Below are 23,000 nucleotides of genomic sequence, written 5' to 3'. Positions count from 1 at the left end.
GGTGCCAGAGCGTGTGTTCTTCTTCGACTGCGACAAGACCCTGTACGACTACGACTTCCGGAAACGCCTTCCGGCGCTCTCGCGGTTGACTGGCGTGAGCCAGTACCGGCTCGCGAAGCAGTGGTGGGTCGGCGGGCACGAGGCCGCGGCCAACATCGGCGAGTACCCGACCAGTGACGACTACCTGGCGGTGTTCGCCGAGGTCACCGGATACCCGCTGACCCTCGCGGAGTGGCGCGAGGCCCGTGCGGCGGCGATGACACCGGTTCCCGGCGTCCTGGCCACCCTCGCCCGCGCCTCGACCCTCGGCACGGTCTCCCTGCTGTCGAACAATCCGATCCCGTTCCGGGACTCCTTCGCGCAGCTGGCTCCCGAAGCCGCAGCCCTCCTCGGCGAGAACGACCTCGTGTCCGCCGTCCTCGGAGCGGAGAAGCCGGAGCCCCGTGTCTACACCCGGGCGCTCAGCCGGTACGGCGTCGCGCCCGGTCGCACCATGCTCATCGACGACTCCGCGGCGAACTGCGCGGGTGCCGAGGCCGTGGGGATGCACGCCTTCCGATTGACGAAGGACGCCTCAGGTGCCTTCGACGTCGCGGGACTCGACGCCGCCGTCGACGCGTTCGTGGCTGCCACCCCCTGACCCGACCTCCGGCCGCGACGGGTCAGCGGATCGCGATGGTGGTGCGGTCGCGGGTGGTGAGGTCGCGGTGCGTCGCCGCAGCGTGCCAGCCGTCGGCCGTGAGCAGCTCGCGGATGGCCTGCCCCTGGAGTTCACCGTGCTCGATGATGAGCGTGCCGCCCCGGTGGAGCAGTCGCTGCGCGGTCGCGGACACCTGGCGCACCACGTCGAGACCGTCCGGTCCGCCGTACAGCGCGGCCGAGGGGTCGTGGAGACGCACTTCGGGATCGCGTGGGATCGCGTCGTCCGGGACGTACGGGGGGTTCGAGATCACGACGTCCACCGAGCCGTCGAGCTCGTGGAAGGCGTCGGCGAGGTGCTCGAAGACGACGGTGGCGTTGTCGGCACCGGACTCGGCGAAGTTCCGTCTCGCCCAGATGAACGCCTCGACCGAGTTCTCGGTCGCGTAGATCGCCGCGTTCGGGACTTCGGTCGCCATCGCCAGCGCGATCGCTCCACTGCCGGTGCCGAGGTCGACGCCGATGGGCCGAGGGATCGGCACCGCCCGGAGCGCGTCGATGGCGAACTGCACGACCGACTCGGTCTCGGGGCGCGGCACGAAGACGCCTGGTCCGACCGCGAGTTCCATCGAACGGAACGCGGCACGACCCGTGATGTGCTGCAGCGGTTCACGCGCGGCCCGACGTTCGACCAGCTCGGCGAACACGGTGCGCTCTTCGGCGTCGAGCACGCGACCGGTGATCGCCGCGGCCTGCACGGCACCGCGACCGAGGCCGAGCACGTGTCCGAGGAGGAGCTCCGCGTCGACGTCGGGTGACGGCACGGCCGCGCGGGTGAGGATCTCGACGGCGTGTTGGCGCGCGAGTTCGACGGTCGCAGGGTGGCCGGCTGACGGGGTGTCTGCGGCGGCGGCGGAAGGGGTGCTGGGCATGAGCGAGGTCATCATCTGGGGCGGCCTGGTCGGGTGGGCCGCACCGAGCCTACCCCACCGCCTCGATGCGGCCGCGGGCCGTCGACCCTCCTCGTCACACGGGAGACCGCTGATCGACCAGGTCGTAGGCTGAACCGAGCCCCGTTCGAGGAAGAGGAACACCGTGACCGGCACCGTCTACACCGACATCACCCAGGCCTACGGCCGCACCCCGCTCGTCCGCCTGAACCGCATCGCCGAGGGCGTCGGCGCGACCGTCCTGGCGAAGCTGGAGTTCTACAACCCCGGATCGAGTGTCAAGGACCGCCTGGGCATCGCGCTCGTCGATGCGGCGGAGGCCTCGGGCCAGCTGCAGCCCGGAGGGACCATCGTCGAGTCGACGAGCGGGAACACCGGTATCGCGCTCGCCCTCGTGGGAGCCGCGCGGGGCTACCGGGTCATCCTCACGATGCCCGCCTCGATGAGCAAGGAACGCCGGACCCTCCTCCGTGCCTACGGTGCCGAGCTCGTCCTCACCGATCCGACGAAGGGGATGGCGAACGCCGTGCAGGAGGCGCAGCGCATCGTCGCCGAGAACCCCGGCGCCGTCTGGGTCAGGCAGTTCGAGAACGAAGCGAACCCCGCCATCCACCGACGGACGACCGCGCCCGAGATCTGGGAGGACACCGCCGGCACGGTCGACGCGTTCGTCGCGGGCATCGGGACGGGCGGGACCATCACCGGCGTCGGCGGCTGGCTCCGTGAGCACAACCCCGACGTGCAGATCATCGCGGTCGAGCCCGCGGACTCCCCGCTGCTCAGCGAGGGTCGTGCCGGTGGACACAAGATCCAGGGCATCGGCCCGAACTTCGTGCCCGACATCCTCGACACCTCCTTGTTCAGCGAGATCATCCCGGTCGAGACCGACACGGCCTACGCGACCGCACGACGCCTCGCGACCGACGACGGCATCATCGGCGGCATGTCCTCCGGCGCCGCTGTCTGGGCCGCCCTCGAGGTCGGACGCCGTCCGGAGATGGCCGGCAAGACGATCGTCGTCATCATCCCCGACGCGGGCGAGCGCTACCTGTCGACGACGATGTACGACGACCTGCGCGACTAGGCTCGACGCATGGGAATGCTGTCGCGGGTCCGCGAGGACATCGGTGCCGCACGCGCACACGATCCGGCGGCCCGCGGCACCATCGAGATCGCGCTCAGCTACTCCGGCCTGCACGCCGTCTGGGCGTACCGGCTGCACCATCGCCTGTGGCGGCGCGGCTTCCGCACCTTCGCCCGGTTCGGCTCGCAGTTCACCCGGTTCCTCACCGGGATCGAGATCCACCCGGGCGCCCGGATCGGCAGGCGGTTCTTCATCGACCACGGTATGGGCGTCGTCATCGGTGAGACGGCCGAGGTGGGCGACGACGTCATGATCTTCCACGGCGTGACCCTCGGCGGGAAGAGCCGCGGCGTCGGCAAGCGCCACCCGACCATCGGTGACGGCGTCGCCGTCGGTGCCGGGGCGAAGATCCTCGGGCCCATCCGGATCGGTGCGGGCACCATCGTCGGCGCGAACGCCGTCGTCACCAAGGCCTGCCCACCCCGCAGTCTGCTGCTCGGCGTCCCCGCGGTCGAGCGCCCGCGCGGGAGCGGCGCCCACGGCCTCGCGTTGCTCGATCCCGAGTACCACATCTGATCCGCGAGCGGTGAGGCGATCCGTCGCCCGCGCCTCCCCCGGACGACGAACTCCCGCATCCCACCCGCATCCCGCTCCTCGAGAGGTCCCCATGAGTCTCATCCGCCTGCACGACGTCACCGTCCGGTTCGAGGAACGCCCGGTGCTCCGCGACGTCTTCTTCCGGCTTGAGCCAGGCGACCGGGTCGGGCTCATCGGCAGGAACGGTTCAGGCAAGTCCACCCTCCTGAAGCTCGCGCTCGACCAGCTCCAGCCGGACTCGGGCACGGTGACCATCGAGGACGGGACGCGGATCGGGTACTTCTCGCAGTTCTCGGAGCTCGACGGCAGCGCCACCATCACCGAGGTCCTCGAAGGACTCTTCGGTCACATCCACGCCATCGAGGCGGAACTCGCATCCATCGACGCCGCGATCGCCGCCGACCCGAACGACCTCGACGGGATGACGAAGCTCATCGAACGGCAGGCCGAGCTCTTCGAGGAGATGGAGCGCCAGGACGGCTGGGACTACCAGCGCCACATCGACACCGCCCTCACCACGCTCGGCTTCGACGCCGTGCGCCGGGTGCTCCCCATCGACTCGCTCTCCGGGGGTTGGCGCAACCGCGCGGCGCTCGCGAAGATCCTCCTCGAGCGCCCGGACGTCCTGCTCCTCGACGAGCCGACGAACTTCCTCGACGTCGCGGGGGTCGAGTGGCTCGAATCCTGGTTCGGCTCGTTCCGCGGCGCGGCGATCGTCGTCTCTCACGACCGGACCTTCCTCGACGCCGTGGTCACCCGCATCGTCGAGGTCGAGAACTTCCACCTCCACGAGTACCCCGGCAGCTTCGACGAGTACGTCGTCCAGAAGCAGTTCCGGCTCAAGAGCCTCGAGGCGCAGTTCGTCCACGAGTCCGAACTGCTCGCCTTCGAGGCCGAGGGCATCTCGGACCGTCGCGAGGCGGCCAAGGCCGCCGGGAAGAAGGACCTCTCCTCGCAGCTGGCGAAGATCAAGAAGGCCAGGCCGCCGCGTCCGGTCGACGACATCATCACCGACATCTACGGCGGCCTGCACATCAAGGACACGCTCTGCCGGATCCAGGGGCTCACGAAGGCCTACGGCGACCACACGCTGTTCGACGGACTCGACCTCGAGATCGGCCGCCGCGAACGCATCGTCGTCCACGGACCGAACGGTGCGGGCAAGTCCACGTTCCTCCGGATCCTCGAGGGCGACGAACGCCCCGACGCCGGTCACGTCACGTGGACCGGCGGGGTCCGATACGCGTCCTACAACCAGATGGTCGACGAGCTGGACCTCACCGACACGGTCGCGCACGCCGTCGGCGCCATGCCCGACAGCCTCGCCTTCGCGGCGACGAAGAAGTCGGTGAACCGCTTCCTCGGCATGTTCCAGTTCTCGGACGCCGACCTCAAGCAGAAGATCGGCATGCTCTCGGGTGGGCAGCGCGCCCGCGTCGCCATGGCCCAGTGCCTGCTCTCCGGAGCTTCGGTGCTCCTCCTCGACGAGCCGACGAACCACCTGGACCTCGCGAGCACGCAGGTGATGGAGCGCGCACTCGTGCACTTCCCCGGGGCCATCGTCGTGGTCAGCCACGACCGGTTCTTCGCCGACAAGGTCGCGACGAAGCGACTGCGCATCGGCTGAACGACGAAAGCGCGGTCGTGGTCGTCATCCGAGAGGGATGACGACCACGACTGCGCTCTCGAGTCCTAGTCCTGGTCGCCGATTTCGGCCAGGCGCGCTTCCTCGTCGGCGGTGATCGCCGATTCGATGATCGGCCCGAGCGCGCCGTTCATGACGCCGTCGAGGTTGTAGGCCTTGTACCCGGTCCGGTGGTCGGCGATGCGGTTCTCGGGGAAGTTGTAGGTGCGGATGCGCTCGGAGCGGTCCATGGTGCGGATCTGTGTCTTGCGGGCAGCGCTGTCGAGAGCGGCCTGCTCCTCCTGCTGACGCGCGAGGATTCGGGCGCGGAGCACGCGCATACCGGCCTCACGGTTCTGCAGCTGGCTCTTCTCGTTCTGCATCGACACCACGATGCCGGTCGGCAGGTGGGTGATGCGCACCGCGGAGTCCGTGGTGTTGACCGACTGACCGCCGGGGCCGCTCGACCGGTAGACGTCGATCTTCAGGTCGTTCTGGCTGATCTCGACCTCCTCCGGCTCATCGACCTCGGGGAAGACGAGGACTCCCGTCGTGGAGGTGTGGATGCGGCCCTGAGACTCGGTGGCAGGCACACGCTGCACGCGGTGCACGCCGCCCTCGTACTTGAGGTGCGCCCAGACCCCCTGCGACGGGTCGGTCGCGTTCGACTTGATCGCCACCTGGACGTCCTTGTAGCCGCCGAGGTCGCTCTCGGTGCGTTCGAGGAGCTCGGTCTTCCACCCCTTGGACTCCGCGTAGTGCAGGTACATCCGGAGCAGGTCGGCGGCGAAGAGCGCGCTCTCCGCGCCGCCCTCGCCACCCTTGATCTCCATGATGACATCGCGGCCGTCGTCGGGGTCGCGCGGGATGAGGAGACGGCGGAGCTTCTCCTGGTTGGTCACCAGCAGTTCTTCGAGCACCGGCACCTCCTCGGCGAACGCCTCGTCCTCCTTGGCGAGTTCGCGAGCGGCGTCGAGGTCCTCCTGCGTCGCCTGCCAGGTGTGGTAGGCCGCGATGATCTTCGACAGCTCGGCGTAGCGGCGGTTGATCTTCTTCGACCGCGCGGGGTCGGCGTGGACCGCCGGGTCGGCGAGCTGATCCTGGAGATCCTTGTGCTCGGCGACGAGCGTCTCAACTGATTCGAACATCGTTCTCTTCCTTCATCACCATCATGCGGCACCGGGGGCGAAACGGGACCGACCCCACCCGTTCCCGATGCCGGTGCGGCGCGGGTACGGATGGGGTCGGTCGGGACCGCTAGCGGTGGTTGTTCTCGTGTCCGTGGCTGTGCGAGGTCGGTGCGGGCATCGACTTCTGCATCTGGACGAGGAACTCCACGTTGGACGTGGTCTCCTTCAGCTTGCCGAGGACGACCTCGAGGGCCTGCTGCTGGTCGAGGCCGGCGAGGGCACGACGCAGCTTCCAGGTGACCTTGACCTCGTCGGGGGCGAGCAGCATCTCCTCGCGGCGGGTCGAGGACGCGTTGACGTCCACGGCCGGGAAGATCCGCTTGTCGGCGAGCTGGCGCGAGAGCCGGAGCTCCGAGTTGCCGGTGCCCTTGAACTCCTCGAAGATGACCTCGTCCATCTTGGAACCGGTCTCGACGAGCGCGGTCGCGAGGATCGTGAGGGATCCGCCGTTCTCGATGTTGCGAGCGGCACCGAAGAAGCGCTTCGGCGGGTACAGCGCCGCGGCGTCGACACCACCGGAGAGGATCCGACCCGAGGCGGGTGCGGCCAGGTTGTAGGCACGACCGAGACGCGTGATCGAGTCGAGCAGCACGACGACGTCGTGGCCGAGCTCGACGAGACGCTTGGCGCGCTCGATCGCGAGTTCGGCGACCGTCGTGTGGTCCTCGGCCGGCCGGTCGAAGGTGGAGGCGATGACCTCACCCTTCACCGTGCGCTGCATGTCGGTGACCTCTTCGGGACGCTCGTCGACGAGCACGACCATGAGGTGGACCTCAGGGTTGTTGATCGAGATCGCGTTGGCGATCTGCTGCAGGACGATGGTCTTCCCGGCCTTCGGCGGGGCGACGATCAGGCCGCGCTGACCCTTGCCGATCGGTGCGACGAGATCGATGATGCGCTGCGTGAGCTTCGTCTGCTCCGTCTCGAGACGGAGGCGCTCCTGCGGGTACAGCGGGGTCAGCTTGCCGAACTCGACGCGGGCGCCGGCCTCGTCGACGGACAGGCCGTTGACGGAGTCGACCTTGACGATCGCGTTGTACTTCTGGCGGCTGCTGCTGTCGTTGTCGCGCGGCTGACGGATGGCCCCGACGACGGCGTCGCCCTTGCGCAGGTGGTACTTCTTCACCTGGCCGAGGGAGACGTAGACGTCGTTGGTGCCCGGGAGGTAGCCGGAGGTGCGCACGAAGGCGTAGTTGTCGAGGACGTCGAGGATGCCGGCGACCGGGATGAGGACGTCGTCCTCGGCGATCTCGGGCTCGACGTCGTCGTTCTGCACGGATCCGCGACGCTTGCGGTCACGGTAGCGGCTGCGGCCGCCACGACCCTCGGACTCGTCGCCCGGTGCGCCCTGGTTGCCCTGACCGCCCTGGTTGCCGCGGTTCTGCCCCTGCTGCTCCTGCTTGGCGTCGGCCTTCTGGCCGGCATCGGCGTTCTGGTTGCCGTTGTTCTGGCCACCGTTGTTCTGGTTGCGCCCACGGCCGCGACCGCGACGTCCGCCGGACGACTGGCCGTCCTGCTGCTCGCCGTCCTGGGTGTCGTCGGCGTCCGTGTTCGCGGCGTCGTCGTTCGAGTCCTGCTCGGAGGCGTTCTGTGCGGCGCGGCGCTGCTCGCCGCCGGCCTGCTCGCCGGTGCCCTGCTCAGCCGTGTTCTGCTCGGCGTCGTCGGCGTTGCGGTCGCGATCGCGTCCGCGACCACGGCGGTTGCCGCGCGAACGCCTGGGCGTCTGCTCGGGGGTCGTCTCGTCGGCGCTCTGCGACGCAGCGGTCGCGGCGGCGTCGTCGGACTGCTCGGCGGGAGCCGCGTCGGCCGGAGCGGACGGCGCCTCGGCCTCGACCGGGGCGGGTGCGGCGGCCGGCGCAGCCGGTGCCTCGACGACGGGGGCGCCGACGATCGGGGTCGCGTTCGGGGCGACGGTGGCCGTCGTGGCCCGGCGGGACTTGCGTCGCGCCGGCGGGGCCGCCTTCTCGGCACCGAAGGCCTGGTCGAGCGCGAGGTCGAGCTCGGGCAGCTTGGACTGCACCGGTGCCTCCGGCGCGACTTCGAGCGCGGAGACCGACTCGATGACGTCGGCGGTCTCGGTGGCCGCGGCGTCGGTGTCGGTGTCGGTGCTGTTCTGGATGGTCTGGATGGCTTCGACCAGCTCGCCCTTGCGGAGCTTCGAGGCTCCGGCCACTCCGAGAGCGGCGGCGAGACGCTGCAGGTCGGCGACCTTGAGCGTCTTCGGGTCGGCATCCAGCGAGACGCCCGAGGCGCCTTCGTTGACGTCTGTCACGTGTGTCTTCCTTCCCTTGCGTCGAGACAGAGCTGTCTCGCGCAGGCGGCGATCGCACCGGGATCCTGTGCGGCGGGTGGGTGATGTTCACACGACGCAGAGCCTGTGCGGATAGCCCGGTGCGACGACCCGGCGGAGCGCTGCTCAGCAGGATGGAAACACGGTGGGACCCGAACAGACGCGATCAATTGGTGCGAAAGCGATGATTGTGCGGAATTGCCCCGGAAGCCGGTTACGCCGAAGAGGCGGGGTGGGCCGGGTGCCCTCCCACTGTAGCACCCTTGAAGTCGACCGCGAGCATGAGCGACTGCCACGGGGTGGTGGCGTGCTCGGCGACCAGCGCGGTGGCTTCGAGGCGTCGTCCGGGATCGTCCGCGAGGACGAGGATCGACGGACCGGCGCCGGACACGACGGCGGCGAAGCCGCGCTCGCGCAGCAGCGTGATGAGGGTGTTCGTCTCGGGCATCGCGGCGGCGCGGTAGCTCTGGTGGAGCCGGTCCTCGGTGGCCGCGAGCAGGAGCTCGGGGCTCTGCGTGAGCGCGGCGACGAGGAGGGCCGAACGCGAGACGTTGAACGCCGCATCGGCGTGTGGCACGTTGGCGGGCTGCAGACTGCGGGCGAGCTCCGTGGACATCGTGTGCTCGGGGACGAGCACGAGCGGCGAGACCCCGCGGTGCACGATGAGCTTCTTGTGCTGTGGGCCGTCGTCCGTCGTCCACGCGATCGTCAGGCCGCCGAACAGCGCCGGAGCGACGTTGTCGGGGTGACCCTCCATCTCCGTCGCGAGCCGGAGGAGGTCGTCCGGACCGAGCTCGACCCGACCCTCGAGGAGCCCCTTCGCCGCCATGATGCCGGAGACGATCGCGGCGCCCGAGGAACCGAGGCCGCGGCCGTGCGGGATGACGTTCCGGGCGACGACGTCGAGACCGGGGAGGTCGTGGCCGTAGGCACGCAGAGCGTGCGCGATCGCGGTGATCACGAGGTTCGAGGCGTCGGTCGGCACCTCGCCGGCGCCGACACCGATGACCTCCACGAACACGCCGGGCTCCTCGCGGACCGTGACGGTCAGCTCGTCGTACAGGGCGAGCGCCAGACCGAGCGTGTCGAAGCCGGGGCCGAGGTTGGCGGTGGTCGCCGGCACCTTCACGGTGACGGTGCGTCCGATCGCAAGCGGTTCGGTGTGACTCATAGGGATGCCTGCAATCTGGTGAGAGGTCGTCGAGCGACGCGGTCGGGGGTCGTGCGGTTCGGCACCTACTCGGCTCCTTCGACCCGGAGCACGGACACGACCCGCTCGACGTGGGCGTTCGAGGCGAGCTGCTCGACCGTGGCCGCGAGGGCCGATTCGAGCGCCCGGTGGGTGCCGATGACCAGGGTAGCGGTCGACAGCGTCCCATCCGAGGAGGCCACGGACTGCTGGAAGGTCTCGACCGAGACGCCGCCGTCGCTGAGGATCCCCGCGACCGCGGCGAGCACGCCGGGTTCGTCGGCCACCTCGAGGGTGACCTGGTATCGCGTCGTGACGCGGCCGATCTCGAGGACCGGCAGGTCGGCGTGCGTGGACTCGCCGACACCGGGGCCGCCGGCGACGTGACGACGGGCCGCGGAGACGAGGTCGCCGAGGACCGCGGAGGCGGTCTCCTTACCGCCGGCGCCGGCCCCGTAGAACATCAGGCTTCCGGCGTTCTCGGCCTCCACGAAGACGGCGTTGTTGCCGCCGTGCACGGCGGCCAGTGGGTGCTCGCGACCGATCAGCGCCGGGTAGACACGGGCGGACAGGCCTTCCTCGCCGGTCGTCTCATCGACGATCCGCTCCGCGATCGCGAGCAGCTTGATGACGTAGCCCTCGCTGCGGGCGAGGTCGACCTGGGCCTTCGTGATGCCGGTGATGCCCTCACGGTGGACGGCCTCGACGGGCACGGTGGTGTGGAAGGCGAGACTCGCGAGGATGGTCGCCTTCTGCGCCGCGTCGTAGCCCTCGACGTCGAGGGTCGGGTCGGCCTCGAGGTACCCGAGCTCGCTCGCGACGGCTGCCGCGTCCTCCATCGTGTCGCCGAAGCGGTCCATCCGGTCGAGCATGTAGTTCGTGCTGCCGTTGACGATGCCGAGCACCCGGTTGATGCGGTCGCCCGCGAGGCTCTCCCGCAGGGGTCGGATGATCGGGATCGCCGCGGCGACGGCCGCCTCGTAGTACAGCTGGGCGCCGACCTGCTCAGCGGCGTCGAACAGTTCCGGGCCGTGCGTCGCGAGCAGCGCCTTGTTGGCGGTGACGATGTCGGCACCGGCGTTGATGGCCTGCAGGATGTGGCTGCGCGCCGGCTCGATGCCGCCGATGAGTTCGATCACGATGTCGGCGCTCAGGATGAGCTGCTCGGCCTCGGTCGTGTACAGCTCTTTCGGCAGGTCGACGTCGCGAGGTGCGTCGACGTCGCGCACGGCGATGCCGATGAGCTCGAGGCTCGCTCCGGCGCGGGACGCCAGTTCGTCGGCGTGCTCGAGCAGCAGACGCGCCACCTGCGAGCCCACCGATCCGGCGCCCAGCAGGGCGACCTTCAGTCCGCGGTATTCGATCATTCCGTGTCCAATCCCGCATCGCGGCTGAGGAGGTCGTGCTCGGTCTCGCCCCGCACGATGACGCGGGCAGCGCCACCCGACACGGCGACGACGGCCGGGCGACCGAGGTAGTTGTAGTTGCTCGCGAGGGACCAGCAGTAGGCCCCGGTCGCGGGGACGGCCAGGAGGTCGCCGTCGCGGACGTCGGCCGGCAGGTAGTCGGCGTTCACGACGATGTCGCCCGACTCGCAGTGCTTGCCGGCGATCCGGACGAGCGCAGGAGGCGCCTCACTCACGCGGTCGGCGATCCGGACCGTGTAGTCCGCGCCGTACAGCGACGGCCGGGCGTTGTCGCTCATTCCACCGTCGACGCTGACGTAGCGTCGAACGGCCGTCTCACCCTCGTCGTTCCAGGCGACCACGACGTCCTTGATCGTGCCGACCTCGTAGAGCGTGATGCCGGCGCCGCCGATGATCGCGCGTCCCGGTTCGAAGGCGAGCTTCGGGATCCGGACGCCGTGGAGGTCTGCCGCAGCCTGGACACCGGCGAGGATGTCCGCCGCGAGCTGCTCGATCGGCGTCGGGTCGTCGGCGCTGGTGTAGGCGATGCCGAAGCCACCACCGAGGTTGAGCTCGGGCACGGGACCGCCCTCGAGCAGGCGCGCGTGCACGGCGAGCAGGCGGGCGGCGGATTCGGCGAATCCGTCGGACCCGAAGATCTGCGAGCCGATGTGGCAGTGGAGTCCGAGGAAGTCGAGCGAGGCGTGGGACCGGATGCGCGCGACGGCGTCGGCGGCGTCCTCGAGCGGCAGGCCGAACTTCTGGTCCTCGTGGGCGGTCGCGAGGTACTCGTGCGTGTGGGCGTGGACGCCGCTGTTCACGCGCAGACGCACCGACTGGACCCGGCCGGCGCGCTCGGCCGCGGCGGCGACGCGGTCGATCTCGGTGAGGCTGTCGAGCACGATGGCGCCGATCCCGACACCCACGGCTCGCTCGATCTCCGCGACCGACTTGTTGTTGCCGTGGAAGCCCAGCTGGGCCGGATCGGTTCCGGCGGCGAGTGCGACGGCGAGTTCTCCACCGCTGCAGATGTCGATGCGGAGGCCCTCCGCCGTCATCCAGCGCGCGACCTCGGCCGAGAGGAACGCCTTCCCCGCGTAGTAGACGGCGACACTCGTGCCGCGGGCCGCCGCTTCACGCTCGAACGCCTCTCTCAGCGTGCGGGCGCGGGCCCGGGCGTCGTCCTCGTCGACGACGTAGAGGGGCGTGCCGAAGCGCTCCTGGAGCGTGCGGACGTCGACGCCGCCGAGCTGCAGGAGGCCGTCGGTGTCGCGGGCGGCCGAGGCCGGCCACACGGACGGATCGAGCGCGTTCGGATCGACGGGCTCGGCGAGCCAGTCGGGGGCGAGGGGGTTTCTGGCCACGGGGGTGTCCTGAGTCCTGTTGAGCGGAAAAGGAGGTTCTCGTTGGGCGAGCGGACCCGGTTTGGCCCCTGAAGCACCGATTTGCAGAGCACCGATGAAGGTGGATGCGCACGACCCGGTGGTTGGTGATCCCGGTCGTCCGCACCCATCGCCGCTCGGTTGGAACGACTGTGGTGGAACACGGGCCCGAGGGCCCGACGGCACACCTCACCGCCCGGTCGGAGCAGTGGGTGTGTGGAAAGTCTAGCGAGCCGCGCGTGACCGTGCAGCATCGTGACGTCGGGTGGCCAGCTCCCCTCCGCCGCCGGGTGGCGGGGCGAGGTTCAGTCGCAGCCGCCGAGCGTCTGCAGCGACGCCTCGTCGAGGCGGAGCGTCGTCGACGTCAGGGTGGCGGTCGCCGCCTCCGGCGTCACCGCGAGTCCATCGAGGTCGACCCCCTCGGGCAGGTACTGGGCGACGCAGATGCTCGGCGGGTCGCCCTGCAGGAAGCCGGTCACGAGCGCCCGCAGGTCGATGACGCCGAGGAGCCCGGTGTCGACGTTCACGGACGTCGGCATGAGGTTCACCCGGTCGGCCGTGGTGGTCGGCGCCACGGAGAAGTCGTACGGGATCGTGAACCCGAGGACGGTCGCCTCACCCGCGTACCCGATCTCGTCGGCGCCGAGGGTGAGCGTGCCAGGGAGCCCGGCCGTCTTGGCGAGGTCCGCCGCTCCGGCGGCATCGATCCTGATGGTCGCCACCACCCGACCGATGGTCTGCTCCGGGTCGAGGGGGACCCGGTCCGCGCTGACACGGAGATCCAGCGGGATGCCGTCGACGCTCGCGTCCGGAGCACGCAGGTCGACGTGCTCGAACGTTCCGGTGAGGTACTGGGCGATGACCGAGGCACCGCCGATCGACACGGAGACGTCCGCGTCGACGTCGTCGGGCAGGCTCTGCTCGATCTGCGTCGCGACGCGCTCCTCGGCGACGCCGCGCACGATCGTGTCGGCGATCAGGAACGCGCCGACGAGGACGACGAGCACCCCGACGACGATGACGATCGGAAGCCAGGGACGCCTGCGCTTGCCCGACGGTTGCTGCTCACTCATGTTCCGAGGGTAGCGAACCGTCGTCTCCGGGCCGCGTCAGCAGACCTGGTCGAGCTCGACCTCCGGCATGTCGAGCACCCTGCCACTGAATCGCTCCCAGTCGGCAGCCGAGGTGGGATACAAGGCCGCCAGTGTGAACCCTTCCAGCTCGGTGAGGTTGGAGTCCTCCAGGGAACTCTTCGTCAGGACGTCCGGTGAGATGAACGCCGCACGAACCGGGTCACCGGGGATGACGAACGCCGGCGCGACCGTCTTCCCGCCCTCGCCCCGGACGACGACGGAGAGTGCCCCGTCGATCTGCAGCGTGCTCGTGCCCACCTCCTCGAGCTCGATCTCGAACGGCGCGCACTGCACGGGAGGCGAGACGATGTTCTGGAGGTAGTCCATGGTGCCCACACTGCCGGCGCGCAGGCCGTCGGGGAACTGCAGGCGGATCGAGACGCCGGACCCTTCCGTTCCGAACGGTGCGAAAGCGCGGAGGTCCACGGCCGACGCGGAGGTCGCGCTCGGCGCCGCGGTGCCGGGAACGCCCGAGCCCTGGCCGACACAGCCGGAGAGCGACACGGCCGCCGCGATCACGACGACGACGAGGGACGGGCGGGACGTGAGGCTGCGCATCCTGTCACGCTACCGAAGGACTCGCTCGGACAGCGCACACCGGAGATCGGAGCGAGCGCAGGACCGTTCCCGGGGAACCGTCCTGCGCTCGCGCGGATCTCCTGCTGCGGGGACGCTACATGCGCTCCGGCGCGGAGACGCCGAGGAGCGCCAGCCCGTTCCGGATGACGGTGCCGGTAGCGTCGTTCAGCCAGAGACGCGTGCGGTGCAGGTCGGTGACCGGCTCCTCCCCCATCGGGACGACCCGGCAGCTGTCGTACCACTTGTGGTACAGGCTCGCGGTCTCCTCCAGGTGCCGGGCGACGCGGTGCGGCTCGCGCAGCTGTGCGGCCTGCGCGACGATCCGCGGGAACTCCTGGAGGACGCCGAGGAGCGCCGACTCCGTCTCGTGGACGAGCAGCTCCGGTGCGAAGGCGCTGCGGTCGACCCCGGCCGAGGCGGCGTTGCGCGCCACCGAGTTCGTGCGGGCGTGGGCGTACTGGACGTAGAAGACGGGGTTGTCGTTCGTCCGGCTGCGGAGCTGCTCCGGGTCGAGGGCCAACGGCGAATCGGCCGGGTAGCGACCGAGCGAGTACCGCAGGGCGTCCGTCCCGATCCAGGCCTGCAGGTCGTCCAGCTCGATGATGTTGCCGGCCCGCTTGGAGAGCCGGGCGCCGTTCACGCTCACGAGCTGCCCGATGAGCACCTCGATGTCGCGGTCCGGGTCGTCTCCGGCCGCGCCCGCGAGCGCCTTCAGCCGGTGGACGTACCCGTGGTGGTCGGCACCGAGCAGGTAGATCTTGTGCTGGAAGCCGCGGTCGCCCTTGTTCAGGTAGTACGCGGCGTCGGCGGCGAAGTAGGTGTAGACGCCGTTGGAGCGACGGATGACGCGGTTCTTGTCGTCGCCGAAGTCCGTCGTGCGCACCCAGACGGCGCCCTCCTCGTCGAACACGTGCCCCTGCTCGCGCAACCGGTCCACGGCCTGGTCGATGAGGCTCGTGCCGTCCTCGCCCGTCGCGTGCAGGGTGCGCTCGCTGAACCAGACGTCGAAGTGGACGTTGAAGCGCTCGAGGGACGCGCGGATCTCACCGAGCTGCAGGGCGTAGGCGCGTTCCCGCGCGACCTCGCGGGCGTCCGGACGCTCGAGGAGGTCGGGGATCTCGGCCAGCACGGTCTTCGCGAGGTCGCCGATGTACGCCCCGGGATAGCCGCCCTCCGGCGTCGGCTCCCCCTTGGCCGCGGCGAGGATCGAGTCCGCGAACGTGTCCATCTGGTTGCCTGCGTCGTTGATGTAGTACTCGCTGACGAGCGTCGCGCCGGACGCGCTCAGGACGCGGGCCAGGGAGTCGCCGAGCGCGGCCCAGCGCGTGTGGCCGATGTGGAGCGGGCCGGTCGGGTTGGCCGAGACGAACTCGATGTTGATGGTCTGACCGGCGAGGCTGTCGTTGCGACCGAACGCGTCACCGGCGTCGACGATCACCTTCGCGAGCGCACCCGCGGCAGCGGCGTCGAGGCGCACGTTGATGAACCCGGGACCCGCGACCTCGACCGAGGCGACACCGTCGACCTGCACCAGCGCGTCGGCGAACTCCTGCGCGAGTTCGCGCGGGTTCGCGCCCACCCGCTTCGCGAGCTTCATCGCGATGTTGCAGGCCCAGTCGCCGTGATCGCGGTTCTTCGGCCGCTCCAGCACCACGTCGTCGACCGACACCGCGACCTCGTCGGTGATGCCCGCCGCCTCGCGTCGTCGTTCGACGATCGGAACGACGATGGCGTGCAGGGCGGAGGCGAGGTCTTCAGGAGTCACGAGGAGCGATTCTACCCGGGCGCGTCGCAGCAGCGACACGGCGGTCCTCGGGGGCGACCGTCAGGCGAGCACGACCGCCTGCGCCGGGTCGTCGGCGGGCAGGACGTCGATCAGGGCGTCGATCCGCATGTCTTCGACGGTCACGTTGCCGTGGTGGTTGCTCAACCAGGCAACGTCCGCGGCGTCGCGTCCGGTGGCGATGCGGACGAGCGACTGGCGCGGTGCCAGACCCGTCGCGTCGACCACATGCCAGGCGCCGTCGACGAAGCCCTCGGCCACCGCGTGGAAGTCCATGGGCACGAGACCCGGAGCGTAGACCGCGGCGTACCTGGCCGGGATGTCGAGCGCCCGCAGCATCGCGATGGTCAGGTGTGCGAAGTCCCGGCACACGCCACGCCCCGCGGCCAGGGTCGACACCGCACTGTCCGACACGGTCGTGGAGCCGGAGACGTAGGAGAGGTGTCGTCCGACCCAGGCCGCCACCCATGGAAGCACCTGCAGACCGCCGGAGACCGTGCCGTCCTCGTGCAGACGACGGTGCTCGAGCAGGTAACCGAGCTCGGAACGCGCGAGCGAGAACAGCGCGTCCGACTCGCAGTACCGGCTGGGACGGAGGTACGTCACGGTCTCCAAAGCGTCCACGGGACGCGGCACGGCCTGCCCGACGACCACCGCCTCGTAGTCGACCTGCAATCGGCCGGGCTCGGCGATGACCCGGTGGAGTCGTGTGTCGTCCGGACCCGCGATCTCGGTCACGGCGCACGGGCCGTCCGAGGAGCACACCTGCAGTCGCTCGCTCGCCAGCGGGGTGCCGCCGGCTGCAGCGATGGAGAAGATGAGGTCGGCTCGATCGTGCACCCGCAGATCGAGCGACGCGGTCAGGGTGCGCTGCATGACCTCATTGTTCCACGCGACGGGCGACGCGGATCCCGCACGCCTCCGGTACCGGCGTGGGTCCCGACTCTGGTAGCTTGGACGTGTTCCGCCTTCGTAGCTCAGCGGAAGAGCGCTTCCCTCCGGAGGAAGAAGTCGCTGGTTCGAATCCAGTCGAGGGCACCATCACCATCTCGCGAGGTCCTGCTTCGCATCGCTCCGACTCCGGGACGCGGGGGCCATGCACCGAGCCGATCCCCTGCCGCAGCCGACGGTCCGCTTCCTGCGCTGGGCCAGCGCCGTCGAGCTCGACCTCGCCGGCACGGCCGCCCTGCTGGACGCGCCCGCCCGAGACCGCCTCGACACTTCCTCCGCGACCTCGGCCCGGCGGTTCCTGTTCGGTCGCGCACTGCTCGTGCGCACCGTCGCGGAGACGATCGGCGCCGACCCCGAGCGGATCGAGGTCACGGCGGTCTGCCCGGATTGCGGTCTCGCGCACGGACGACCACGGGTGCGCGCGGGAGGCCGGACCGTCCACGTGAGTGTCTCCCACACCGCCGACGCCTCCGCGGTGGCGGTGTCGACCGAGCACCCCGTCGGTGTCGACGTCGAACGGCTCGACGCGGCCCGGTTCGCCGGGGTCGAAGCCGTCGCCCTCACCCCCGCGGAACGGGAGCAGTGGCAGCGCCTGCCGGACCGACGACGCCTGCGGGCGCTCGCCGAGCGTTGGACGGCGAAGGAGGCCGTGACGAAGGCTCTCGGTACGGGCCTCACGACCGATCCCGCGACGATCGACCTCGGGCCGGATGCCGCACCGCACGTCACCGAGACCGCTGGCCACCGCTTCGTCATCGACCACCAGGAGCGTGCGCCGGGATTCGTCGTCGCGACGGCCCTCCTGCTCCCCTGACCCGGTTCAGCCGACGGGGAACGGCGGGAGCGCCTCCTGGAAGAGCCACGCGTCGAGGAGCGGCTCGACCGGTGCCGGCGCATGTCGATCAGCCGTCCGGACGAAGTCGTCCGTCGACACGCTCGAGTGCCGGAAGGACGCCACCCAGTCACGCAGGAGGTCGAAGAACGCCTCGTCACCGAGCAGTCGGCGCACGGCGTGCAGGGCGATCGCACCCCGCTTGTAGACCCGGTCGTCGAACATGTCCGCGGGTCCCGGGTCGCCGACGACGAGGTCCTGCGGTGCCCGTCGGAGCGCCGCGTAGTGCGCCCGGGCACAGGCGTCGGCCGTCTCAGCGCCCGACTCCTCCGACCACAGCCACTCGGCGTAGCAGGCGAAGCCCTCGTGCAACCAGATGTCCCGCCAGGTGGCGATCGTCAGGCTGTTCCCGAACCACTGGTGGGCGAGCTCGTGCGCGATCAACCGCTCCGAACCGCTGACGCCGTCGACGTGGTTGCGGCCGAACACGCTCATCCCCTGCGCCTCGAGGGGGATCTCCAGCACGTCGTCGGTGACGACGACGCCGTAGGCGCCGAAGGGGTAGGGGCCGAAGGCGCGCTCGAAGCACGCCAGCATGTCGACCTGCTCGGCGAAGTCGTGTCGGAACCGCGCGGTGAGGTCGCGTGGCAGGTGTGCGACGACCGGCACCGTGCTCGTCGCGACCCGAGCGCTGACGGTGAGCCGCTGGTACCGGCCGATCTGCACCGTCGCGAGGTAGGCGGCCATCGGTTCGGGCTGCTCGTAGACCCACGTGGTCCGGCTCGCGCGGGCGACCCGCGACACCAGCTCCCCGGGGGCGACGACCGTGTACGCCGATGACGCCGTGACACTGATCCGATAGGACGACTTGTCCGAGGGGTGGTCGTTGCAGGGGAACCAACTCGATGCGCCGCACGGCTGGGACGCCACGATGACGCCGTCCTCGAGTTCCTCCCAGCCGATCTCGCCCCACGGGCTGCGCACGGGACGGGGCGCACCCGAGTACCGGACGAGCACGGAGAACTCGGCGCCGTCCGCGATGGTGTTCCGGGGCGTCAGCGTGAGCTTGCCCGAGCCGTGCGTCCGCTTCGCCTCGGCCCCGTCGACCTGGACACGGGTGACGCGCAGCGCGGCGAGGTCGAGCGAGAACCGTGTGAGCTCCTCCGTCGCGACGGCGGTGAGTCGAGCCGTCCCGGACAGGGCGTTGCGGTCGACGTCGTAGTCGAGATCCAGCTCGTACCGGACGACGCGGTAGCCACGGTTCCCGCTGGAGGGCGTGTAGGGGTCGCCTGCGCTCCGCAGACGGGCGAGAGCCTCCCCCATCAGGACGCGACCTGGGGCTCCCGGTACTCCGCCGTCGTCACCTCGCGCCACGGGCCGATCGGGTTGCCGCTCCACCGGGTGCCGGCCGGGACGCGTTCTCCGCGCATGACGAGCGAGGCCGGTCCGACCGTCGCGTCGTCGTCGATCCGCGCCCCGGGGAGGATGACGCTGTGCGGCCCGAGCGTGGCGCCCGATGCGAGTTCGACCTGATCCATACTCATGATTCGATCATGGAACAGGTGCGTTTGCACAACGCAGCCCCGGTTGACCGTCGCGCCGTCGCCGAGTCGGACGAGGTCGGCCTCCGGCAGCCAGTAGCTCTCGCACCAGACCCCACGACCGATGCGGGCGCCGAGCGAGCGCAACCACCAGGTGAGGGCGGGGGTGCCGGTGGCGGGTGCCGCGAACCAGGGCGCCGCGACCATCTCGACGAAGGTGTCGGACACCTCGTTGCGCCAGATGAACGAGGACCAGAGCGGGTGCTCCCCCGTGCGGATCGGTCCGACGATCACCCACTTGGCGACGGTCGTGATCCCCGCCGCGACCGCGCCGGCCGCCAGGAGCACGGCTCCGCTGACGGCGATCGCGACACCGAGACCCCAGGTGTCGGCGAACCAGGCGAGCGCGAGGAGCACCAGGAGCGCGATGCCGGTCGTCACCATGACGGGGACGATGCGGCAGAGCTCCCACAGCGCGCGGGCGATCCGGAGCCGGAGCGGCGGGTCGTAGGTCCGGTCGAGATCGGCGTCGGACACCTGCCGCCGGAGTCGCATCGGCGGGCTCCCGAGCCAGGACGAGCCGGACTTGGCCTTCCGCGGTGCGGCCGACAGCACGGCGACGAGGCCGTTCTTCGGCACGTGCATGCCGGGGCCCGCCATGCCGGAGTTGCCGAGGAAGGCGCGCTTGCCGACGGACGCACCGGCGATCCGCATCCACCCGCCACCGAGCTCGTAGGAGGCCACCATCGTGTCGTCCGCGAGGAACGCGCCGTCGCCGACGGTCGTCATCCGCGGGAGGAGGAGGACCGTCGAGGCCTCCACGTTGCGTCCGACCTTCGCCCCGAGCAGACGGAGCCAGACGGGCGTGAAGAGGCTCGCGTACAGGGGGAAGAGGAGGGTGCGCGCGGCGTCCAGGAGCCGCTCCGTTGCCCACACCTGCCAACCGACCCGACTGCGTACCGGGAAGTAGCCCTCGCTGAGACCGAGGCCGAGCAGACGGACGAGGCCGATCGTGCTGATCGCCAGGACGACGAACCACACGAGGGTGGCGATGGGCACCCAGAGGAGCGCGCGCCAGGAGAAGTCGAGCAGGCTGGTCGCGCCCGACGCGCCCGCCGCCACGACCGCCGCCGCCAGCACGAAGGCGAGGAACGGCAGCACCGACAGCAGCGCCGATCCCGCGCCGTACGCGAACAGCCAGCGTCGGCGACGCGGGGGTCGCTCGGTCGGCCAGACCGGTTTCGCCTTACCCACTCGGACGGCGGGCGACCCCGACCACAGGTGTCCGGAGGGGACGCGGCCGAAGACGGACGATCCCGGGGCGATCTCCGCACGCTTGCCGATCCGGGTGCCGGCGAGCAGGGTGCTGCGAGCGCCGACCGTGCTCTCCGCGCCGATGTGGACGTGGCCGAGTCGGAGCGTGTCGCCGTCGACCCAGTAGCCGCGGAGGTCGACCTCGGGCTCGATCGATGCGCGCGCCCCGACGGTGAGGAACCCGGTGACGGGCGGCACGCTGTGGAGGTCCGCGTCGGCACCGATCTTCGCGCCGAGCGCCCTGGCGTAGCTCGAGATCCACGGGGCACCGGCGAGACTCACCGCGCCGACCGTGTCGGCGACGCGTTCGGCGAGCCAGAGCCGCACATGGACCGAGCCGCCGCGCGGGTAGTCGCCCGGGCGGACGCCGACGAGGAGGAGCTTCGCCGCGACGATGGAGATCGCCATGCGTCCGATCGGGGTGATGACCACGAGGAACCCGAGGGCGATCCACCACCAGGAGACCATGGGGAGGTACGGGACGTCCGCGACGAGGCCGAGGACCCGACTGCCGGCGAGCAGGTACACGAGCCACCGGAGTCCGACGAGGATGAGGAGCGGGACACCCAGGAGGGTCTGTGCCCACTGGGTCGCGAGCGGCGTCGGGAGCACGGGGTCCGCGACGGCCGCCCGACTGCGACGCTCGGGGCGTCGGCCGTCGAGTTCGGCGGCCATCGCGCCGAGTCGGGGGTGGCCGTAGATGTCGGCGACGGTGAACTCGGCATCGCGGGTGCGGATGAGCGAGACGAGCTGCGCGGCCGCCAGGCTCCCGCCGCCCAGGCTGAAGAAGTTGTCGCTCTCGGCCGTGACCCGGACCCCGAGGACGGCCGTCCACTGCTCGGCGAGCCACGCGGCGGTGCCCGACAGGGTCGAGGCGTCCTCCCCGTCGGCGGCGTCGAGCGGCCACGGAAGCGCGGCTCGGTCGACCTTGCCGGAGGTGCGGGTGGGCAGCTCGCCGACGACGGCGAGGAGCGGGACGAGCGGTGCCGGGAGCTGCTCACGGAGGGTGTCGAGCGCCCGCTCGAGGGAGAACCCGTCGCGGTCGGGCACTGCGAGGTACCCCACGAGGACGGCGTTCCCGGCGGCGGTGCGCTGGACGGCTGCTGCCGCACCCGAGACGCCCGGCAGCGCCTGCAGGGCGGCCTCGATCTCCCCGAGTTCCACGCGCCGACCGCCGATCTTGACCTGATCGTCCGCGCGCCCCTGGAACACGAGTCCTGCGGCCTCGTAGCGGACGAGGTCGCCGCTCCGGTACGCCCGCGACCACCCGATGCTCGGCATGGGCGCATACCGTTCGGCGTCCTTGGCTGGGTCGAGGTACCGGGCGAGTCCGACGCCGCCGATGATGAGTTCGCCGACGCCGCCCTCCTCGACCGGGACGCCCTCGGCGTCGACCACGGCGAGGTCCCAGCCGTCGAGCGGCAGTCCGATCCGCACGGGCTGCTCGCCGGTCAGCAGCGCGGCGCAGGCGACGACGGTGGCCTCGGTCGGTCCGTAGGTGTTCCAGACCTCTCGGCCGTCCACGGCCAGCCGGGCGGCGAGCTCCGGCGGGCAGGCCTCGCCGCCGAAGATGAGCATGCGGATGTTCTCGAGGGATTCGGCGGGCCACATCGCCGCCAGCGTGGGCACCGTCGACACGACGGTGATGCCCTTCGCGGTGAGCCAGGGTCCGAGGTCCATGCCGCTGCGGACGAGCGAGCGCGGCGCCGGGACCAGGCACGCGCCGTGTCCCCAGGCGAGCCACATCTCCTCGCAGGACGCGTCGAAGGCGACGGACAGGCCGGCCAGCACACGATCACCGGGGCCGAGCGGTTCCGCCTGGAGGAAGAGCCGCGCCTCGGCGTCGACGAACGCGGCGGCAGAGCGGTGCGAGACGGCGACGCCCTTCGGCGTGCCCGTCGAGCCGGAGGTGAAGATGATCCAGGAGTCGTCGCCCGGTCGCGGCGGTTCGAGGACCGGGATCGCCCGGGTGCCCGGGTGGGGTGCCGCACCCGTCGCGAGTTGCACCCGGTCGGGGTCGGCGGCGTCGTCGGCCGGGTCCTCCGTTCCGCGGCGCGAGCGCTCGAAGACACCGCCGTCGACCAGCACGCCGACGACGGCCGCCTCACCGAACACGAGTCGTGCCCGCTCCTCCGGGTCGTCGGCATCGACGGGGACGTAGGCCGCTCCGGTGAACAGGATCCCGAGGATCCCGAGGTAGAGGTCGCGGGTGCCCGAGGCGATCCGGACACCGACCCGGTCACCGCGGCGGACCCCGGCGGCGAACAGCCCGGCCGCGACCCGCTCGGCACTGAGGACGAGCTCGCGGTAGCTGAGCGCGCCCTCCGCGTCCTCGATCGCCGAGGCCTCGGGATGCGACTCGGCAACGTCACGGAGGACGTCGAGGAGGGTGCGTTCGGCCGGTGCGCGCGCGCCACCGAGCAGCACGGACTGCCGCTCGATGAGGAGGGCGGTGCTGGTGTCGGCGTCCATACGCGATCCCCTGTCGTCCGGCTGTTCAGCGCCGCCAACGGTAG

The 23,000-nt window shown here is 70.7% G+C and carries 17 protein-coding genes and 1 tRNA gene; 6 read left to right on the top strand and 12 right to left on the bottom strand.

Going from position 1 to position 23,000, the window contains the following annotated elements; translation table 11 throughout:
* Position 1 precedes the first annotated feature (1 nt).
* The gene (locus A4X17_RS08930; RefSeq protein ID WP_231884337.1) at positions 2–640 is read left to right on the top strand and encodes an HAD-IA family hydrolase; all 639 of its coding nucleotides are present in this window, start codon (positions 2–4) and stop codon (positions 638–640) included.
* Between the two features lie 22 nt (positions 641–662).
* Here A4X17_RS08930 and prmC read toward each other — a convergent pair whose 3' ends face one another.
* A complete protein-coding gene (gene prmC / locus A4X17_RS08925) occupies positions 663–1,571 on the bottom strand; it encodes a peptide chain release factor N(5)-glutamine methyltransferase (protein ID WP_228501986.1) in 909 nt (302 codons plus the stop codon).
* 163 nt (positions 1,572–1,734) lie between these two features.
* On the opposite strand from prmC, the gene cysK reads away from it, so the two are divergent.
* The 3 genes from cysK (at position 1,735) to A4X17_RS08910 (ending at position 4,897) form a co-directional block, all read left to right on the top strand.
* Positions 1,735–2,673: a cysteine synthase A gene (gene cysK, locus A4X17_RS08920; protein ID WP_064295302.1), complete on the top strand. Its 939-nt coding sequence runs from the start codon at positions 1,735–1,737 to the stop codon at positions 2,671–2,673.
* Positions 2,674–2,682: 9 nt separating this feature from the next.
* On the top strand, positions 2,683–3,249 hold the full coding sequence (gene epsC / locus A4X17_RS08915; RefSeq protein WP_064295301.1) for a serine O-acetyltransferase EpsC: 567 nt from the start codon (positions 2,683–2,685) through the stop codon (positions 3,247–3,249).
* Between the two features lie 91 nt (positions 3,250–3,340).
* Positions 3,341–4,897, top strand: a complete 1,557-nt coding sequence (locus A4X17_RS08910; RefSeq protein ID WP_064295300.1) for an ABC-F family ATP-binding cassette domain-containing protein — start codon at positions 3,341–3,343, stop codon at positions 4,895–4,897.
* 65 nt (positions 4,898–4,962) lie between these two features.
* On the opposite strand, the gene prfA is transcribed toward A4X17_RS08910, so the two are convergent.
* From prfA to A4X17_RS08865, 9 genes are all read right to left on the bottom strand, one after another.
* Complete coding sequence (gene prfA, locus A4X17_RS08905) at positions 4,963–6,042, bottom strand: peptide chain release factor 1 (RefSeq protein WP_064295299.1); 1,080 nt, start codon at positions 6,040–6,042, stop codon at positions 4,963–4,965.
* 109 nt (positions 6,043–6,151) lie between these two features.
* Positions 6,152–8,356 (bottom strand): transcription termination factor Rho, encoded by a 2,205-nt coding sequence (gene rho, locus A4X17_RS08900; protein WP_064295298.1) that lies wholly within the window; start codon positions 8,354–8,356, stop codon positions 6,152–6,154.
* Between the two features lie 232 nt (positions 8,357–8,588).
* On the bottom strand, positions 8,589–9,545 hold the full coding sequence (gene thrB / locus A4X17_RS08895) for a homoserine kinase (RefSeq protein ID WP_064295297.1): 957 nt from the start codon (positions 9,543–9,545) through the stop codon (positions 8,589–8,591).
* Positions 9,546–9,610: 65 nt separating this feature from the next.
* A complete protein-coding gene (locus A4X17_RS08890; RefSeq protein ID WP_064295296.1) occupies positions 9,611–10,930 on the bottom strand; it encodes a homoserine dehydrogenase in 1,320 nt (439 codons plus the stop codon).
* Complete coding sequence (gene lysA, locus A4X17_RS08885; RefSeq protein ID WP_064295295.1) at positions 10,927–12,333, bottom strand: diaminopimelate decarboxylase; 1,407 nt, start codon at positions 12,331–12,333, stop codon at positions 10,927–10,929. The genes A4X17_RS08890 and lysA overlap by 4 nt, the downstream gene beginning before the upstream one ends.
* A gap of 323 nt (positions 12,334–12,656) precedes the next feature.
* On the bottom strand, positions 12,657–13,424 hold the full coding sequence (locus tag A4X17_RS08880) for a DUF2993 domain-containing protein (RefSeq protein WP_064295294.1): 768 nt from the start codon (positions 13,422–13,424) through the stop codon (positions 12,657–12,659).
* 36 nt (positions 13,425–13,460) lie between these two features.
* A complete protein-coding gene (locus tag A4X17_RS08875; protein ID WP_064295293.1) occupies positions 13,461–14,042 on the bottom strand; it encodes a hypothetical protein in 582 nt (193 codons plus the stop codon).
* Positions 14,043–14,157: 115 nt separating this feature from the next.
* Positions 14,158–15,828 (bottom strand): arginine--tRNA ligase, encoded by a 1,671-nt coding sequence (locus A4X17_RS08870; protein ID WP_064295369.1) that lies wholly within the window; start codon positions 15,826–15,828, stop codon positions 14,158–14,160.
* A 60-nt stretch (positions 15,829–15,888) separates the two neighbouring features.
* On the bottom strand, positions 15,889–16,722 hold the full coding sequence (locus tag A4X17_RS08865) for a transglutaminase family protein (protein WP_064295292.1): 834 nt from the start codon (positions 16,720–16,722) through the stop codon (positions 15,889–15,891).
* A 90-nt stretch (positions 16,723–16,812) separates the two neighbouring features.
* Between A4X17_RS08865 and A4X17_RS08860 the strand changes: the two genes are divergently transcribed.
* Positions 16,813–16,887, top strand: a tRNA-Arg gene (locus A4X17_RS08860).
* Positions 16,888–16,942: 55 nt separating this feature from the next.
* On the top strand, positions 16,943–17,611 hold the full coding sequence (locus A4X17_RS08855) for a 4'-phosphopantetheinyl transferase superfamily protein (RefSeq protein WP_064295291.1): 669 nt from the start codon (positions 16,943–16,945) through the stop codon (positions 17,609–17,611).
* A 6-nt stretch (positions 17,612–17,617) separates the two neighbouring features.
* Here the strand turns inward: A4X17_RS08855 and A4X17_RS08850 are convergent, their stop codons facing one another.
* Together A4X17_RS08850 and A4X17_RS08845 are read right to left on the bottom strand one after the other, a co-directional pair.
* A complete protein-coding gene (locus A4X17_RS08850) occupies positions 17,618–18,952 on the bottom strand; it encodes a M1 family metallopeptidase (protein ID WP_064295290.1) in 1,335 nt (444 codons plus the stop codon).
* Positions 18,952–22,956 (bottom strand): Pls/PosA family non-ribosomal peptide synthetase, encoded by a 4,005-nt coding sequence (locus A4X17_RS08845; protein WP_064295289.1) that lies wholly within the window; start codon positions 22,954–22,956, stop codon positions 18,952–18,954. The genes A4X17_RS08850 and A4X17_RS08845 overlap by 1 nt, the downstream gene beginning before the upstream one ends.
* Positions 22,957–23,000 lie beyond the last annotated feature (44 nt).

Origin of the sequence: Plantibacter sp. H53 (assembly GCF_001650455.1) — a bacterium.
In the GTDB taxonomy this organism is placed as follows: domain Bacteria; phylum Actinomycetota; class Actinomycetes; order Actinomycetales; family Microbacteriaceae; genus Plantibacter; species Plantibacter flavus_A.
Note: the sequence above shows the minus strand (reverse complement) of the source record. Positions and strands in the feature narration are given on the sequence as shown.

What these genes read in the sequence shown, in the direction of transcription:
- prmC (WP_228501986.1), bottom strand. Translation starts at nt 1,571, where the DNA reads ATGCCCAGCACCCCTTCCGCCGCCGCCGCAGACACCCCGTCAGCCGGC.
- epsC (WP_064295301.1), top strand. Translation starts at nt 2,683, where the DNA reads ATGGGAATGCTGTCGCGGGTCCGCGAGGACATCGGTGCCGCACGCGCA.
- A4X17_RS08910 (WP_064295300.1), top strand. Translation starts at nt 3,341, where the DNA reads ATGAGTCTCATCCGCCTGCACGACGTCACCGTCCGGTTCGAGGAACGC.
- prfA (WP_064295299.1), bottom strand. Translation starts at nt 6,042, where the DNA reads ATGTTCGAATCAGTTGAGACGCTCGTCGCCGAGCACAAGGATCTCCAG.
- thrB (WP_064295297.1), bottom strand. Translation starts at nt 9,545, where the DNA reads ATGAGTCACACCGAACCGCTTGCGATCGGACGCACCGTCACCGTGAAG.
- A4X17_RS08890 (WP_064295296.1), bottom strand. Translation starts at nt 10,930, where the DNA reads ATGATCGAATACCGCGGACTGAAGGTCGCCCTGCTGGGCGCCGGATCG.
- A4X17_RS08880 (WP_064295294.1), bottom strand. Translation starts at nt 13,424, where the DNA reads ATGAGTGAGCAGCAACCGTCGGGCAAGCGCAGGCGTCCCTGGCTTCCG.
- A4X17_RS08875 (WP_064295293.1), bottom strand. Translation starts at nt 14,042, where the DNA reads ATGCGCAGCCTCACGTCCCGCCCGTCCCTCGTCGTCGTCGTGATCGCG.
- A4X17_RS08865 (WP_064295292.1), bottom strand. Translation starts at nt 16,722, where the DNA reads ATGCAGCGCACCCTGACCGCGTCGCTCGATCTGCGGGTGCACGATCGA.
- A4X17_RS08855 (WP_064295291.1), top strand. Translation starts at nt 16,943, where the DNA reads ATGCACCGAGCCGATCCCCTGCCGCAGCCGACGGTCCGCTTCCTGCGC.
- A4X17_RS08850 (WP_064295290.1), bottom strand. Translation starts at nt 18,952, where the DNA reads ATGGGGGAGGCTCTCGCCCGTCTGCGGAGCGCAGGCGACCCCTACACG.
- A4X17_RS08845 (WP_064295289.1), bottom strand. Translation starts at nt 22,956, where the DNA reads ATGGACGCCGACACCAGCACCGCCCTCCTCATCGAGCGGCAGTCCGTG.